Origin of the sequence: Micromonospora sp. CA-269861, assembly GCF_050948505.1 — a bacterium.
GTDB lineage: Bacteria > Actinomycetota > Actinomycetes > Mycobacteriales > Micromonosporaceae > Micromonospora.
The window spans coordinates 834,385-847,677 of record NZ_CP192014.1 but is presented as its reverse complement, the minus strand read 5'-3'; the positions used below and the strand labels follow the sequence as shown (position 1 = coordinate 847,677).

Below are 13,293 nucleotides of genomic sequence, written 5' to 3'. Positions count from 1 at the left end.
CTGGATCGATCAGCCGATGCGCTCGATGACCAACGACGTCGCCGCCGGAGCCGTCGACGCGATCCGTACCGCGTCGGCGGCCTCGGTCAGCGCGGCCGGAATCCGCGCCGCGTCCTCGGCACGCAGCTCGTAGAGCGGGTCACCGGCCCGCACCTCGTCACCCGGCCGTTTGTGCAACACCACACCGGCCGGCACGCTGACCGGGTCCTCCTTGCGCGCCCGACCCGCGCCGAGCCGCCACGCCGCAACCCCCATGGCGTACGCGTCGATGGCCGCGACGTACCCGTCCCGCTCGGCGCGGACCACCTCCACCTCGGCGGCCGTTGGCATCGGCGCGTCCGGGTCGCCGCCCTGCGCCCGGATCATCGCCCGCCAGGAGTCCATGGCCCGGCCGTCACGCAGCGCCGCCGCCGGGTCGGCGTCCGGCAGGCCGGCGGCGTCGAGCATCTCCCGGGCCAGTGCGAGGGTCAGCTCCACCACGTCGGCGGGTCCACCACCGGCCAGCACCTCGACCGACTCGGTCACCTCGACGGCGTTGCCGATCGCCAGGCCGAGTGGGGTGGACATGTCGGTGAGCAGGGCGACCGTCCGCACACCGTGCGCACCGCCCAGCTCGACCATGGTGCGCGCCAACTCGCGGGCCTGGTCGACGGACTTCATGAAGGCGCCCGAGCCGACCTTGACGTCGAGGACCAGCGCACCGGTCCCCTCCGCGATCTTCTTGCTCATGATCGAGCTGGCGATCAGCGGGATCGCCTCCACGGTGCCCGTCACGTCGCGCAACGCGTACAGCTTGCGGTCGGCGGGGGCGAGCCCGGCACCTGCCGCGCAGATCACCGCGCCGACGTCGTCCAGTTGGGCGATGAACTCGTCGTTGCTCACCGTGGCCCGCCAGCCCGGGATGGACTCCAACTTGTCAAGCGTGCCGCCGGTGTGCCCGAGACCCCGGCCGCTCAGCTGCGGTACGGCCGCGCCACAGGCCGCCACCAGCGGAGTGAGCGGCAGAGTGATCTTGTCGCCGACACCGCCGGTGGAGTGCTTGTCGACAGTCGGTCGGCGTACCGCGGACAGGTCCAGCCGCTCACCGCTGGCGATCATCGCGGCGGTCCACCGGGCGATCTCCGGCCCGGTCATGCCGTTGAGCAGGATCGCCATCGCCAGCGCTGACATCTGCTCGTCGGCGACGACCCCCCGGGTGTACGCGTCGACCACCCAGTCGATCTGCGCGTCCGACAGCACACCCCCATCCCGCTTGAGCCGAATAACGTCAACAGCAGCGAACCCACTACTCATCAGAAGATCTTTCCTAGTCGATGGGAGAAACCGTGCCCGACGGACGGCGGGTGCCCACGGCTCTCAGCCGCAACCACACATCAAGACCAGCGCAGCGGAATCTCCGCCGGTGGCTCACCCTCGCCGGCCCAGAAGATGGTGCCGGTGGCGTCCACCACGACCACCCGGGGGGTCCGGGCCAGGCCCCAGGTGACCGCCTCGGCCGGGTCGGCCCAGCTCGGCGCCTCCTCCAACACTCCGGTCTCGGCACCGGCGTCGTCTCCGGCCGACCGCTCCCAGTACGCCGTCCAGACCTGCTGACCGGCGGACATGTCCGGGTGCACGAAGACGGTGCCGCGCCCGCGCCAGGCAGCGAGCCGCTCCGGGACCACCGGCACCGGCGTCTCCCCGGTGACGGCCTCCAGGTCCTCCACGCCGAAAGCGTGCGGCAGCAGCTCGGCCATCCGCAGTGGCCGGGTCTTGCTCTCGATCAGGCACTCCGGCCCGCCGTGCTCCCAGAGCAGTTGCCGGCAGCGGCCGCACGGCATCAACGGCTCGCCGGTGGCGTCGACGCAGGAGAGCGCGACGAGCCGACCGCCACCTGTGGCGTGCAGGCTGGACACGACACCGCACTCCGCGCAGAGCGTCACCCCGTACGCGGCGTTCTCCACGTTGCAGCCGACCACCACGCGGCCGTCGTCGACCAGCGCGGCCGCGCCGACCGGGAACGTCGAGTACGGCGCGTACGCGTGCCGCATCGCGTCGGTGGCGGCGGCGCGCAGCCGCGCCCAGTCAATGTCGGTCATGCCATCATTCTGCCGAAGGAGCCCAGGTCAGAAGCGGGCAGGGGCCGGGTCCCCGGCCCCTGCGCGCACACCGGCGGCTCCGACGTCAGCCCTTGATGTACGGCTTGCCGTCGGCGGCCGGTGCCCGGACCCGGCCGACCAGCCCGGCGACGGCCAGGATGGTCGCCAGGTAGGGCAGCATGGCCAGGAACTGGCTGGGGATCGAGCTGCTGATCGCGCCCAGGTAGGTGGCGAGCTGGTCGGCGAAACCGAAGAAGAGCGCGGCGAGCAGCGCGCCGGTCGGGTTCCACCGGCCGAAGATCAGCGCGGCCAGGGCGATGAAGCCCTTACCGCCGATCATGTTCTTGGTGAACGAGTAGAGCGCCAGCGTGTAGGACGCCCCGCCGATCCCGGCGACCACGCCGGCCAGCAGCACGTTGCGGTAGCGCACCCGCAGCACCTTGACGCCGAGTGTGTCGGCCGCGATCGGGTGCTCGCCGACCGAGCGGGTCCGCAGACCCCACCGGGTGCGGAACAGCCCGATGTGGATCACCAGCACCAGGAGCAGCCCGACGTAGAGGAAGATGTTGCCGCGGAACAACGCCGGCCCGAGCACCGGGATGTCCTTCAGCAGCGGGATCTCCCAGTTGCTGAAGCGGGGAGCGCTGTTGTACTTCGCGGCGTCGGTCTGCATCAGCCGCTCGTAGAGGAAGCCGGTGACGCCGACCGCCAGCAGGTTCAGCACGATGCCCATGACGACCTGGTCGACCAGGTAGCGGATGGCGAAGACGGCGAGCAGCAGCGAGATGAACGCGCCACCGAGAGCGGCGGCGACCAGACCCACCCAGACGCTGCCGGAGATGCTGCCGAACAGGGCGCCGCTGAACGCGCCCATCAGCAGCTGGCCCTCGATGGCGACGTTGACCACGCCGGAGCGTTCGCAGAGCACACCGGCGAGCGCGCCGAAGATCAGCGGCAGGGCCAGGATGAAGGTGCCGCGGATGATGTTGACCAGGGGCATGAAGTTCTGCCCGGTCGGCGCGGCGGAGACCTGCCAGCAGAGGAACGACAGCACGAAACCGACGAGCCCGACGCCGAGCACGGTGAGGAACCACCGCTTCGGCACCCCGGCGAGCAGCGCCGCGCCGGCGGCGATCGTGATGATCCCGAACAGGATCGCCCCGATCGTGCCGTTGATCTCCAGTGCGGCGCCGGCCGCGTCGTCGCTGAGCGTGAACCGTGCCTGCTGGTCGGTGGCGAGCGCGCCGAAGAGCACCGCGGACAGCAGGCCGAGCCCCAGCAGCGTGAGGCCGACCTTGCGGCTACGGGTCCAGAAGCCCTCGTCGACCGGGGCGACGGCGATGTCGGGGACAGCCATGGTGGACATGAGTTACCAGCCCTTCGCCAGGCTCGTCTGCAACCGGGCGGCGCGTGCGGCCCGGAGCTGGAAGATCGCCTTCACCAGGGCCGGCGCGGCGATGAAGATGACGATCAGCGCTTGGAGCACTGTCACCAGCTCCAGTGAGATCCCGGAGTACGACTGCATCCGGTTACCGCCGGCCTGAAGTGCCCCGAACAGCAGCGCGGCGAGCAGCACCCCCCAGGGCTTCACCCGCCCCAGCAGCGCCACCAGGATGCCGTCGAAGCCGATCTGCGCCACCACCAGCGGGGTCAACGCGCTGGCGGTGGAGCCGAGCACCATGTTCGAGCCGCCGAGGCCGGCCAGGATGCCGGCGAAGACCATGATCAGGATGTACGTCCGGGTGACGCTGATGCCTGCGGTTCGGGCGGCGTCCGGGTTCGCGCCGACCGCGCGCAGCTCGAAGCCGAGCGTCGAGCGGTTGAGCAGCCAGGCGACCGCCCAGGTGGCCAGCACCGCGAGCAGGATGCCGGCGTGCACCCGGAGGTTGTCGCCGAGCAGTCGGGGCAGTTGGGCGGAGCTGTCCACCGCCTTGCTGATCGCGTCGGTACGGGTCGGATCCTGCACGCCGTTCTGCACGATCAACCAGGTGAGGAAGTACGTGGCGACGTAGTTGAGCATGATCGTGTTGATCACCTCGTGCGCGCCGGCGCGGGCCTTGAGGATGCCGGGGATGAAACCCCAGATCGCACCACCCAGCGCGCCGGCCAGCACCGCCACCAACAGGTGCAGGCCGGGCGGCAGCGGCAGCAGGAAGCCGGCCAGCGCCGCCATGATCACGCCGATGGTGGCCTGGCCCTGGGCGCCGATGTTGAACAGGCCGCCCCGGAAGGCCAGCGCCACCGACAGGCCGGTGAAGACCAGCGGCGCCGCGTAGGTGAGCGTCTCCGAGATCGGCGCGAGCACGGCCTGCCAGCCGTTCGCGCCGTCCAGCCAGCCGGAGAACGCCTCGGGGTCGAAGATCGAGCCCTTGAACAGGTTCGCGTACGCCTCGCTGACGAGCGTCCAACTGGAGTTGATCGCGTCGGACGGGCGGGACGTGATGTACGAGTAGGTGGAGAGCACTGCCGGATCAGAAATGATCATCAGCACCGCGCCGACCACGATCGCCAGCACCAGAGACAGCAGGGTCACCGTGAAGGTGTTGGCCGCCCAGAGGTTGTCCAGGAACAACCGCCCCAGGCTCGGCTTCGACTCCGGCTCCGGGTCCGGCTTCGCCACCGAGCGGTCCGGCTCGGTGGCCACCTCGGCCCGTTCGGTGTTGCCGAGCGCGTTCTGCGCGGCCTGCGCCTCGCTCGCCGGCTCCTTGTCCGGCGAGCCGGACTGCGGATTGGGGTTGGTCATGCCGTCACTCCGCTTCGCTGCATGACGCCATGAGGCACCAAACCCCGACAACGATGATTCACTCGCTGGCGCTCGCTCATGCCTCGTCCTCGCTCGCGGAGCCTGCGTCGGTCGCCGGGCTCCCGTCTGCCACGCCGGGCTTTTCGGCGGCTGGTGCCTCGGCGGCGTCGGCGTCGTGGGCCGCGTCCGGGCTGATGCCGGCCATCAGCAGGCCGATCTCCTCACGCGGGGTGTCCGGGCCGACGATGCCGATGATCCGACCGCGGTACATCACCGCGATCCGGTCGGCCAACCCGATCACCTCGTCGAGTTCGCTGGAGACCACCATGACGGCGGTGCCGATGTCCCGTTCGCGGATGATCTGGCTGTGGATGAACTCGATCGACCCGACGTCGACGCCACGGGTCGGCTGGGCGGCGATGAAGAGCTTCAGCGGCCGGGACAGCTCCCGGGCCACGATCACCTTCTGCTGGTTGCCGCCGGAGAGGGTGCCCACCGCCGCGTCGGCCGATGAGGTACGGACGTCGAACTGCTCGATCCGCTCCTTCGCCGAGGCGGCGATCGCGTCCGGCTTCAGCGCGAGCCCGGCAGCGAACGGCGACCTGTCGTAGATGTCCAGCACCAGGTTCTCCGCGACGCTGAACTCCTTGACCAGGCCGTCCACGCTGCGGTCCTCGGGCACGTAGCCGACGCCCGCCCGGAGCACCTTCTTGGGCTTCCAGCCGTCGATCCGGTCGCCGGCCAGGCTGACAGTGCCGGCGAGCACCGGGCGCAGGCCCATGATCGCCTCGATCAGCTCGGTCTGACCGTTGCCCTGCACGCCCGCCACGCCGAGCACCTCGCCCGCGCGTACGGTCAGGTCGATGCCGTCGACCGCGCGGATCTGCCGGTCGTCGTCGACGACCAGCCCGGCCACCTCCAACACCGGGTCGCCCGGCGTGGCCGGGGACTTGTCCACGGTGAGCCGGACGTTGCGCCCGACCATCAGGGCGGCCAGCTCGTCCCGGCTGGCCTCCGGCGAGGCGGTGCCGACGGTCTTACCGCGTCGGATCACGGTGATCCGGTCGGCGATGGCCTTGACCTCGCCGAGCTTGTGGGTGATGAAGACGATCGACTTGCCGGCCGCCTTGAGCGACCGCATGACCGTCAGCAGTTCCTCGGTCTCCTGGGGGGGTGAGCACCGCGGTCGGCTCGTCCAGGATGAGCAGGTCGACGTCGCGGGTGAGCGCCTTGACGATCTCGACCCGCTGCTGGACGCCGACCGGCAGGTCCTCGATCACCGCGTCCGGGTCGACCCGCAGGTTGTAGCGCTCGGACACCTCGGTGACCTCGCGCCGGGCCCGACGCCGGTCGAGGAAACCGGCGATGCCGCCCCTGACCTGCTCGGCGCCGAGCATGATGTTTTCGGCGACGGTGAAGACCGGCACCAGCATGAAGTGCTGGTGCACCATGCCGATCCCGGCTCCGATCGCGTCGGACGGGCCCTTCAGCTTCAGCGGCTCCCCGTCGACCAGGATCTCGCCCTCGTCGGGCTGGTAGAGCCCGTAGAGCACGTTCATCAGGGTCGACTTGCCCGCGCCGTTCTCGCCGAGGAGGGCGTGAATCTCTCCAGGCTCCACCGTCAGGTCGATGTGATCGTTGGCGACCAGATCACCGAACCGCTTGGTGATGCCGCGCAGTTCGAGTCTCAGCGCAACCTCCTGGAGTGCGAGCGATGGTGCAGCCTAGCTGCTGTGGAACCGGCCGGACCGGACCGGCCGCCGTGGTGCGCGATCGGCCGCTCCGACCCCGCGGGGCACCCGCAGAGCCGGAGCGGCCGATCGGTCGTACCTGTCCCCCGCCGACCCTCCCGATGATCTCACCGGAGGGGCCGGCCGGTTGTCACTTGGTCGGCTGGGCCTTCGAGGTGACCGTGATGGTGCCGGCGGCGATGTCCGCCTTGATCTTGTCGACCTCGGCCTTCAGCTCGGCCGGAACCTTGCTGTCGAAGTCGTGGTACGGGGCGATCGAGACACCGGTGTTGGCCAGGGTGCCGACGAAGCCCGGCTTGGCCGGCAGCTTGTCGCCGGCGGCGGCCTTGATCACGGCCTCCTTGACGGCTTCCGGGATGTTCTTGACGACCGTGGTGATGATCGCCGAGCAGTCCGGGGTGCTCTCGCAGCCGTCGACGTCCACCCAGATGGTGCTGTACTTGCCGCCCGACGCCTTGGCGGCGGCGGTGGTGCCGAGGCCGGAGCCGCCGGCGACCGGCATGATGATGTCCGCGCCCTGGGCGACCAGCGCGTCGGAGACCTTCTTGCCCTCGTCCTGCTTGGCGAAGTCGTTGGTGAAGGAGCCCTTCTGGGTCTCCTTGTTCCAACCCAGCGCCTGGACGTTCTTCTTCTTGGTGGTGTTGTAGTACGTCACGCCGTCGACGAAGCCGTCCATGAAGATGGTCACCGGCGGGATCGGCAGGCCGCCGTAGGTGGCCACCTTGCCGCTCTTGCTCATGCCGGCGGCCAGGTAACCGGCCTGGAACGCGGCCTGGGCGGTGTCGAACTGCATCGGGTAGACGTTGGCGTCACCCGGGTTCGCGTCGACGATGCCGAACTCCTGGTTCGGGTTCGCCTTGGCGATCTTCGAGGTGGCGTTGGCCATCAGGCCACCGACCGCCAGGATGAAGTCGCACTTCTGGTTGACGTACTGCGTCAGGTTCGGCTCGTAGTCGGCCTCGGCCTTCGACGCGACGAACTTGATGTCGATGTTGTCGTTGGCGGCCTTGGCCTCCTGCAGACCCTTCCAGGCCGAGGTGTTGAACGACTTGTCGTCGATGCCGCCGACGTCGGTCACCATGCAGGCGCTGAACTTCTTGGCGCCACTGCCGGCGTTGTTGTCATCCTTGGGGGCCTCGCCACAAGCGGCGGCGGTGAGCGCGAGCCCACCCACCGCGAAGATCGAGGCGATCCGCATCCCACGCACCGAGCGCAAGACGTCTCCTTCCCATTGCACACCGCGCCTAGTGCGGTGGCAGCCCATCAGCCGACCTGCGGTATGCCGCCGGCTGTCCCACGTTACGGACGGGAGCGTACGCCCGCGCCCACCCACCGGCCGACAATCGTGCACGACTGTTGAGCGCCTGTTACCCGGGTGTAACCCTTGCGTGGGGCAAGTCACTCTTCGTGCTGGTAACCGAGCGCCAGGGCGTCCGCAAAGTCCGTTTTCTGGAGGCGCTTTCCTTCCCCGGACGTTACCGCCAAAAGACCGCTACCGCCGCGTTGACCAGGGTCAGGCCGACGATCGCGAGGAAATGACCGCGGTTGACCACGTCCCGCTTCCGGGAGAAGAAGACCATGACGAAGATCAGCAGCGCGATCACCAACTTCGTCACAAGTTTTGCCGGCGCCGGCTCGTCGCCGTCGCGCAGCGGCGCGGCCAGGCCCAGCCCGGTCAGCAACTGGATCACCGAGCCCCACAGCATCGCCGGGTTGATCCGCGGCGGGCCGCTGACGTACTGGGCGATCGAGCCGCCGAGCAGCAGGGCGAACCCGATCAGATGGACGTAGAGGAGGATGAGTCTGAGAGCTTCCACGGTCGCCATACTTCCCTATGAACGACGGATCGTAGTAGTGGGAACCACCGACGGATGTGGATCAGCCGGTTCCCGACGCTTCGTGGAGGCCAGTGGACGTCATCGGTCAGCGAGCGTCCTGACGGGGATGCCGCCGGGACGACGCCGGGCTCGTTCCCGGCCCAGGATCCACAACGCCTCCACCCCGTCCCGCCAGGTGATCTTCTTGCCCTCGGCACGGCCCCGCGCCCGGTAGGTGATCGGCACGTCGTAGGGGCGGATCCGCCGTCGCAGCAGTTTTCCCGTCACCTCGGCCTCCATGCCGAACCCGCGGGACCGGATGTCCAGCGATCGGTACAGCTCCACCGGCATCAGTTTGAAGCAGGTCTCCAGGTCGCCGATGTAGGAGTTGAACAGGACGTTCGCCGCCGTGGTGATCCCGCGGTTTCCCACCACGTACCAGAAGCTGTGGGCGCTGTGGCTACCGAAGGTGCGGTTGCCGTAGACGACTGTCGCGTGCCCCTCCAGCACCGGCGCCAACAGCTGCGGAATGTCCTGCGGGTCGTACTCCAGGTCGGCGTCGAGGATCACCATGTACTCGCCCCGGGCACTGTCCACCGCCGTCTTGATCGCCGCGCCCTTGCCCGCGTTACGCGGGTGCGTCACGACCCGCAGCCGCGCGTCGACCAGCCGACCGAGGATCTCCGCGGTCTCGTCAGTACTACCGTCATCGACCACCACGATCTCGATCTCGCACGGGTACTGCACGGCGAGGGCCTGCCGCAGAGCCTCGGCGACGCGTTCCGCTTCGTTGTAGACCGCCATCAAGATCGACAGTTGCACGAGACTCCCCCGGGACGGCACCGGACGGCGGTTGACAGGCGGCCGGCGGGCCACCAGCGGCTGGTGAAGCAGGCGCGCCACACGTTCGCTGGCCCGCTCTCGCTGAGCAGCGTCGGCGCGGTGCCGAAGCACCCTACCCCGCGCGCCGTCGAAGATCGACCGCCCCCGCTCTCAACCCTTGACGGCTCCGGAGGTCAGCCCGGAGACGATGTAGCGCTGAAGAAACTGGAAGACCAGCACCGTCGGGATCGCGGTCAGCAGGGTGCCGGCCGCGAAGATGCCGAAGTTGTTGTTGCGCTCGTTGCCCTCCAACAGGCCGTACATCCCCACCGCCAGCGTCTTGGAGTCGGTACTGGTCAGGAAGACGTTGGCCATCAGGAACTCGTTGATGGTGCCGATGAAGGCCAACAGCCCGGCGACCGCCAGGATCGGCGCCACCAGCGGCAGCATGATCCGGAAGAAGACCTGGGCGTGCGAGGCGCCGTCCATGGTGGCCGACTCGTCCAGCTCCCTGGGCAGCGTGTCGAAGAAACCCTTCATCAACCAGGTGTTCACCCCGAGCGCCCCACCGAGGTAGAGCAGCAGCAGGCCCCAGGGAGTGTTGAAGCCGATCGACGGCCACAGATCGGTGATCGTGCCGAAGATCAGGTAGATCGCCACGATCGCCAGGAACTGCGGGAACATCTGGATCAGGAGCAGCGAGAGCAGCCCCACGCGGCGGCCCCGGAACCGCATCCGGGAGAACGCGTACGCGGCGAGCGCCGAGAGGAACACCGACGCGAACGACGCCACCCCGGCGATCAGCAGCGAGTTGAGGAACCACCGCCCGAAGGCCGTTCGCTCGAACAACCCGCCGAAGTTGCCCAGGGACACCCCGCCGGTCGGCACCAGCTCGGTGGTGGACAGGGTGCCGAGCGGGTTGAGCGCGGCGGAGAGCACGAACACGATCGGGAACAGGCTGAACAGCACGCCGAGCACGGCGACCAGATGCCGCCAGCCGACCTGGGTGAACCAGCGGCCACGCCGCCTCGCGCTCACGCGATCCACCTTTCTGTTCGCGCTCACGCGTACACCTCTTCCTGTCTGCGGGTCCGCCGGAAGCTGATCGCGGAGACCACCGCGACGATGGCGAAGATGAACAGTGAGATCGCGGCGGCGAAGCCGACCTGCGCGCCCTGCCCGCCGAAGGCCAGCCGATAGGTGTACGTGATGAGCAGGTCGGTAGCACCGTTGGCCGGGTTGTCGGCGGGGAAGGGCGCACCCTCGGTGGTCAGGTAGATCGCGTTGAAGTTGTTGAAGTTGAACGCGAACGACGAGATCAGCAGCGGGGAGAGCGCGACCAGCAGCAGCGGCAGGGTGACCGCGCGGAAGGACTGCCAGGGCGAGGCCCCGTCGACCGAGGTGGCCTCGGTCAGCTCGCGTGGGATGGCCTGCAAGGCGCCGGTGGCGACCAGGAACATGTACGGGTAGCCGAGCCAGAGCTGCACCAGGATGACAGCGAAGCGGGCCGTCCACGCCTGGCCGAACCAGTCCACATTCACCCCGAGCAGGTTGTTGATCAGTCCGAAGTCGGCGTTGAACATGTCCCGCCAGGCCAGCAGCATCGCGAACGACGGCATGGCGTACGGCAGGACGAGCACCACCCGGTAGAGATTGGTGCCGCGCATCCGGGGCGAGTGCAGGACCAGTGCCATCAGCATGCCGAGCAGGAACGTTCCGCCTGTGGAGCCGATGGCGAAGGCGAAGTTCCAGATGAGACTGCCGAGGAACGGGCCGGAGATGTTCTCGTCGGTGAGCACGCGGGTGAAGTTGGCCAGCCCGACGTTGACCTTCCAGCCCTGGGCCAGCCGTTCACCGTCGGCCGCGACGAAGGCGCCCGCCTCGTCGTCGGCGGTCCAGGTCTGCCCGGTCTCGGCGTCCCGGACGCAGTCGCAGCCGGCCTCGTACGCCCGCACCGCCTTGCCCTCGTACGCGCGGGACAGACCGCTGGAGCGCAGCGCGCCCCCGGGGGTGGGCACCACCAGGTCGGTGATCTCCTTGCTGCGGGAACTGGCCTGGCCGACGTTCAGCACCGTGTACCCGTCGGCGGCGGTGACCCTGCCACCGTTGGCGACCGTGACGTCGGCGCTGTCGAGTCGGCGTAGCCCGTCGGTGTCGCCGACGGAGACCGCGCCGGTGCCCGGGTCGGTGACCAGGAAGACCAGCGCGCCGGTTGCCGGGTCGCCCTTCGTGGCGATGGACAGGGAGTACTCGGCGGACCCGGGTACCTGGGTGACCGACGAGGACCCGATGGCGACGATCGCGTCGTCCTTGCTGCCCCGGTGCCCGTCCCCGAAGTTGGTGAAGGCGGTGCTGGCGGTGTGGAGCACCGGGAAGACCTGGAAGGCGATCAGGAACAGGGTTCCCGGGACCAGGTACTTGGCCGGGATGTGCCGACGGGTGAGGTACAGGTAGAACAGCCCGGCGGTGGACGCCGCCAGCAGTGCCAGGCCGGCCCACATGCCGGCGGCGATGAGCGGGAACGCCGCCCAGACCGCGACACCGGCGGTCAGGCCGAGCAGGAGCACCTTGCCGGCGAGCCCGGTCACTGTGATCGGCGCGTCGTCGCGGGTGGCGCGCGTGCGCGACCGACGTGCGCGCGGAAGGTGGGAGCCGGCGGGCTCCCGGCCCGGAGCCTGCGTGGCAGACCCCGGGCCGGACAGCGGCGTACTCATTACTTGATCTGGCCGGAGATGGTCTTGCCGGCCGCGGTGATGGTGCTGGTCGGGTCTGCCCCACCGATGACGGCGGCCTCGGCCTTGCCGAACGGGTCCCAGATCGCGGCCATCGCCGGGATGGCCGGGAGCACCTGCCCGTTCCTGCCCGCCTCCTGGAACTTGGCCAGGTCCGGGTCGGTGCCCTTGACCTGGTCGAGGGCGGCGGTCAGCGCCGGCGGCCGGGGCTCGGCGTTGTACAGCGCGACGGCCAACTCGGGCGTGGTGGTGTAGTTGGCCACGAACTCCTGGGCCAACGCCTTGTTCTTGCCCTTCGCGGCGACGTAGAACGCCTGCACGCCGACGAACGGCTGGGCCTCCCTGCCGCCGGCGAAGCCGGGGATCGCCGAGATGTCGTACTTGATGTTCGCCTTCTTCACGTCGGCCACGGCCCACGGTCCGGAGACCAGGTACGCGCACTTCTTGCCGGTGAAGGTGGCGATCGAGTTGGTGTCCGCGATGGAGCGCTTGAGCACACCCGCGCCCTTCTCGCCCAGCGCGCCGATCTTCTTGAAGGCCTCGACCGACTCGGGCTTGCCCACGCCCAGGTCCTTCGGGTCGTAGTCCCCGTTGGCGCCGGTTCCGAAGAGGTATCCGCCGGCCGAGGTGTACAGCGGGTAGATGTGGTACGCGTCGCCGTTCTGGCCGACCTGGAGGCAGAGCGTCTCGGTGGTCTTCTTCGACGCCTTGAGCGTCCTGCCGTTGGCGACCAGGTCCTCGATGGTCTTCGGCGCCTTCGGGGCCAGGTCGGTGTTGCGGATCAGCGCCAGGTTCTCCTGCGCGTACGGCACGCCGTAGAGCTGACCGTTGAAGGTGACCGCCTTGATGGCTGTCGCGTTGAACGCGCTCTTCTGCTCGGCGGCGAGCTGCACCGGGTCGATGGCGCCGTTCTGCACCAGGTTGCCGATCCAGTCGTGTGCGCCGACTACCACGTCCGGGCCACTGCCCTGCTGCGACGCGGTGACGAAGTTGGTCTGCAGGTCCTTGCTGACGGCCTGGACCTCGACGGTGACGCCGTTCTCCTGGCCGAACTTCTCGGCGAACGGCTTGAGGGCGGCGGTCCGCTTGTCGTCCGCCCAGATCACCAGTTTGCCGGCGGCCTTGGGGGTGTCCTTCGCGGCCGGCTCGTCGCTGTCGCCACCGCAGCCCGAGGCGGCGAGCGCCAGGGTGAAGAGGGCGACCACACCCGCGGTACGGATGCGCATCGGTGCTCCTGTCGTCATGGCGGGTCCGCCGGGGGAAGGCGGCCGGCCAGTGGAAACCTCTGGAAGTTCTTGCCAACCGGCGCATGGACGTGCGCCGCTGCTCTCGTATGTTGCGGGGACGTTA

Annotated in this window: 12 protein-coding genes; all 12 read right to left on the bottom strand. The window is 69.1% G+C overall.

Annotated features, from left to right (window positions below):
- Positions 1-9: 9 nt before the first annotated feature.
- The 12 genes from ACQP0U_RS03965 to ACQP0U_RS03910 all read right to left on the bottom strand — a co-directional run bounded on the left by ACQP0U_RS03965 (position 10) and on the right by ACQP0U_RS03910 (position 13,169).
- A complete protein-coding gene (locus tag ACQP0U_RS03965; protein ID WP_433315850.1) occupies positions 10-1,293 on the bottom strand; it encodes a thymidine phosphorylase in 1,284 nt (427 codons plus the stop codon).
- Between the two features lie 80 nt (positions 1,294-1,373).
- Positions 1,374-2,078, bottom strand: coding sequence for a cytidine deaminase (locus ACQP0U_RS03960; protein WP_433315849.1), 705 nt, complete (start codon positions 2,076-2,078; stop codon positions 1,374-1,376).
- Between the two features lie 85 nt (positions 2,079-2,163).
- Positions 2,164-3,444 (bottom strand): ABC transporter permease, encoded by a 1,281-nt coding sequence (locus ACQP0U_RS03955; RefSeq protein WP_433315847.1) that lies wholly within the window; start codon positions 3,442-3,444, stop codon positions 2,164-2,166.
- A 3-nt stretch (positions 3,445-3,447) separates the two neighbouring features.
- Positions 3,448-4,821, bottom strand: a complete 1,374-nt coding sequence (locus tag ACQP0U_RS03950; RefSeq protein WP_433315845.1) for an ABC transporter permease — start codon at positions 4,819-4,821, stop codon at positions 3,448-3,450.
- Positions 4,822-4,897: 76 nt separating this feature from the next.
- Positions 4,898-5,962 (bottom strand): ABC transporter ATP-binding protein, encoded by a 1,065-nt coding sequence (locus ACQP0U_RS03945; protein WP_433315843.1) that lies wholly within the window; start codon positions 5,960-5,962, stop codon positions 4,898-4,900.
- A complete protein-coding gene (locus tag ACQP0U_RS03940; protein ID WP_433315841.1) occupies positions 5,859-6,440 on the bottom strand; it encodes an ATP-binding cassette domain-containing protein in 582 nt (193 codons plus the stop codon). The genes ACQP0U_RS03945 and ACQP0U_RS03940 overlap by 104 nt, the downstream gene beginning before the upstream one ends.
- A gap of 262 nt (positions 6,441-6,702) precedes the next feature.
- The gene (locus ACQP0U_RS03935) at positions 6,703-7,770 is read right to left on the bottom strand and encodes a BMP family lipoprotein (protein ID WP_433320598.1); all 1,068 of its coding nucleotides are present in this window, start codon (positions 7,768-7,770) and stop codon (positions 6,703-6,705) included.
- Between the two features lie 277 nt (positions 7,771-8,047).
- Positions 8,048-8,389, bottom strand: coding sequence for a hypothetical protein (locus tag ACQP0U_RS03930; RefSeq protein WP_433315839.1), 342 nt, complete (start codon positions 8,387-8,389; stop codon positions 8,048-8,050).
- A gap of 99 nt (positions 8,390-8,488) precedes the next feature.
- A complete protein-coding gene (locus ACQP0U_RS03925) occupies positions 8,489-9,211 on the bottom strand; it encodes a glycosyltransferase family 2 protein (protein ID WP_433315837.1) in 723 nt (240 codons plus the stop codon).
- Positions 9,212-9,382: 171 nt separating this feature from the next.
- Positions 9,383-10,258: a sugar ABC transporter permease gene (locus ACQP0U_RS03920; protein ID WP_433320595.1), complete on the bottom strand. Its 876-nt coding sequence runs from the start codon at positions 10,256-10,258 to the stop codon at positions 9,383-9,385.
- A 14-nt stretch (positions 10,259-10,272) separates the two neighbouring features.
- On the bottom strand, positions 10,273-11,925 hold the full coding sequence (locus ACQP0U_RS03915) for an ABC transporter permease subunit (protein ID WP_433315835.1): 1,653 nt from the start codon (positions 11,923-11,925) through the stop codon (positions 10,273-10,275).
- Positions 11,925-13,169, bottom strand: a complete 1,245-nt coding sequence (locus ACQP0U_RS03910; protein WP_433315833.1) for a sugar ABC transporter substrate-binding protein — start codon at positions 13,167-13,169, stop codon at positions 11,925-11,927. The genes ACQP0U_RS03915 and ACQP0U_RS03910 overlap by 1 nt, the downstream gene beginning before the upstream one ends.
- Positions 13,170-13,293: the final 124 nt, after the last annotated feature.

Excerpts from the sequence above, each read along its gene's own strand:
- ACQP0U_RS03965 (WP_433315850.1), bottom strand. The coding sequence starts at position 1,293 with ATGAGTAGTGGGTTCGCTGCTGTTGACGTTATTCGGCTCAAGCGGGAT.
- ACQP0U_RS03960 (WP_433315849.1), bottom strand. The coding sequence starts at position 2,078 with ATGACCGACATTGACTGGGCGCGGCTGCGCGCCGCCGCCACCGACGCG.
- ACQP0U_RS03955 (WP_433315847.1), bottom strand. The coding sequence starts at position 3,444 with ATGTCCACCATGGCTGTCCCCGACATCGCCGTCGCCCCGGTCGACGAG.
- ACQP0U_RS03950 (WP_433315845.1), bottom strand. The coding sequence starts at position 4,821 with ATGACCAACCCCAATCCGCAGTCCGGCTCGCCGGACAAGGAGCCGGCG.
- ACQP0U_RS03945 (WP_433315843.1), bottom strand. The coding sequence starts at position 5,962 with ATGCGGTCGCTCAAGGCGGCCGGCAAGTCGATCGTCTTCATCACCCAC.
- ACQP0U_RS03935 (WP_433320598.1), bottom strand. The coding sequence starts at position 7,770 with ATGCGGATCGCCTCGATCTTCGCGGTGGGTGGGCTCGCGCTCACCGCC.
- ACQP0U_RS03915 (WP_433315835.1), bottom strand. The coding sequence starts at position 11,925 with ATGAGTACGCCGCTGTCCGGCCCGGGGTCTGCCACGCAGGCTCCGGGC.
- ACQP0U_RS03910 (WP_433315833.1), bottom strand. The coding sequence starts at position 13,169 with ATGCGCATCCGTACCGCGGGTGTGGTCGCCCTCTTCACCCTGGCGCTC.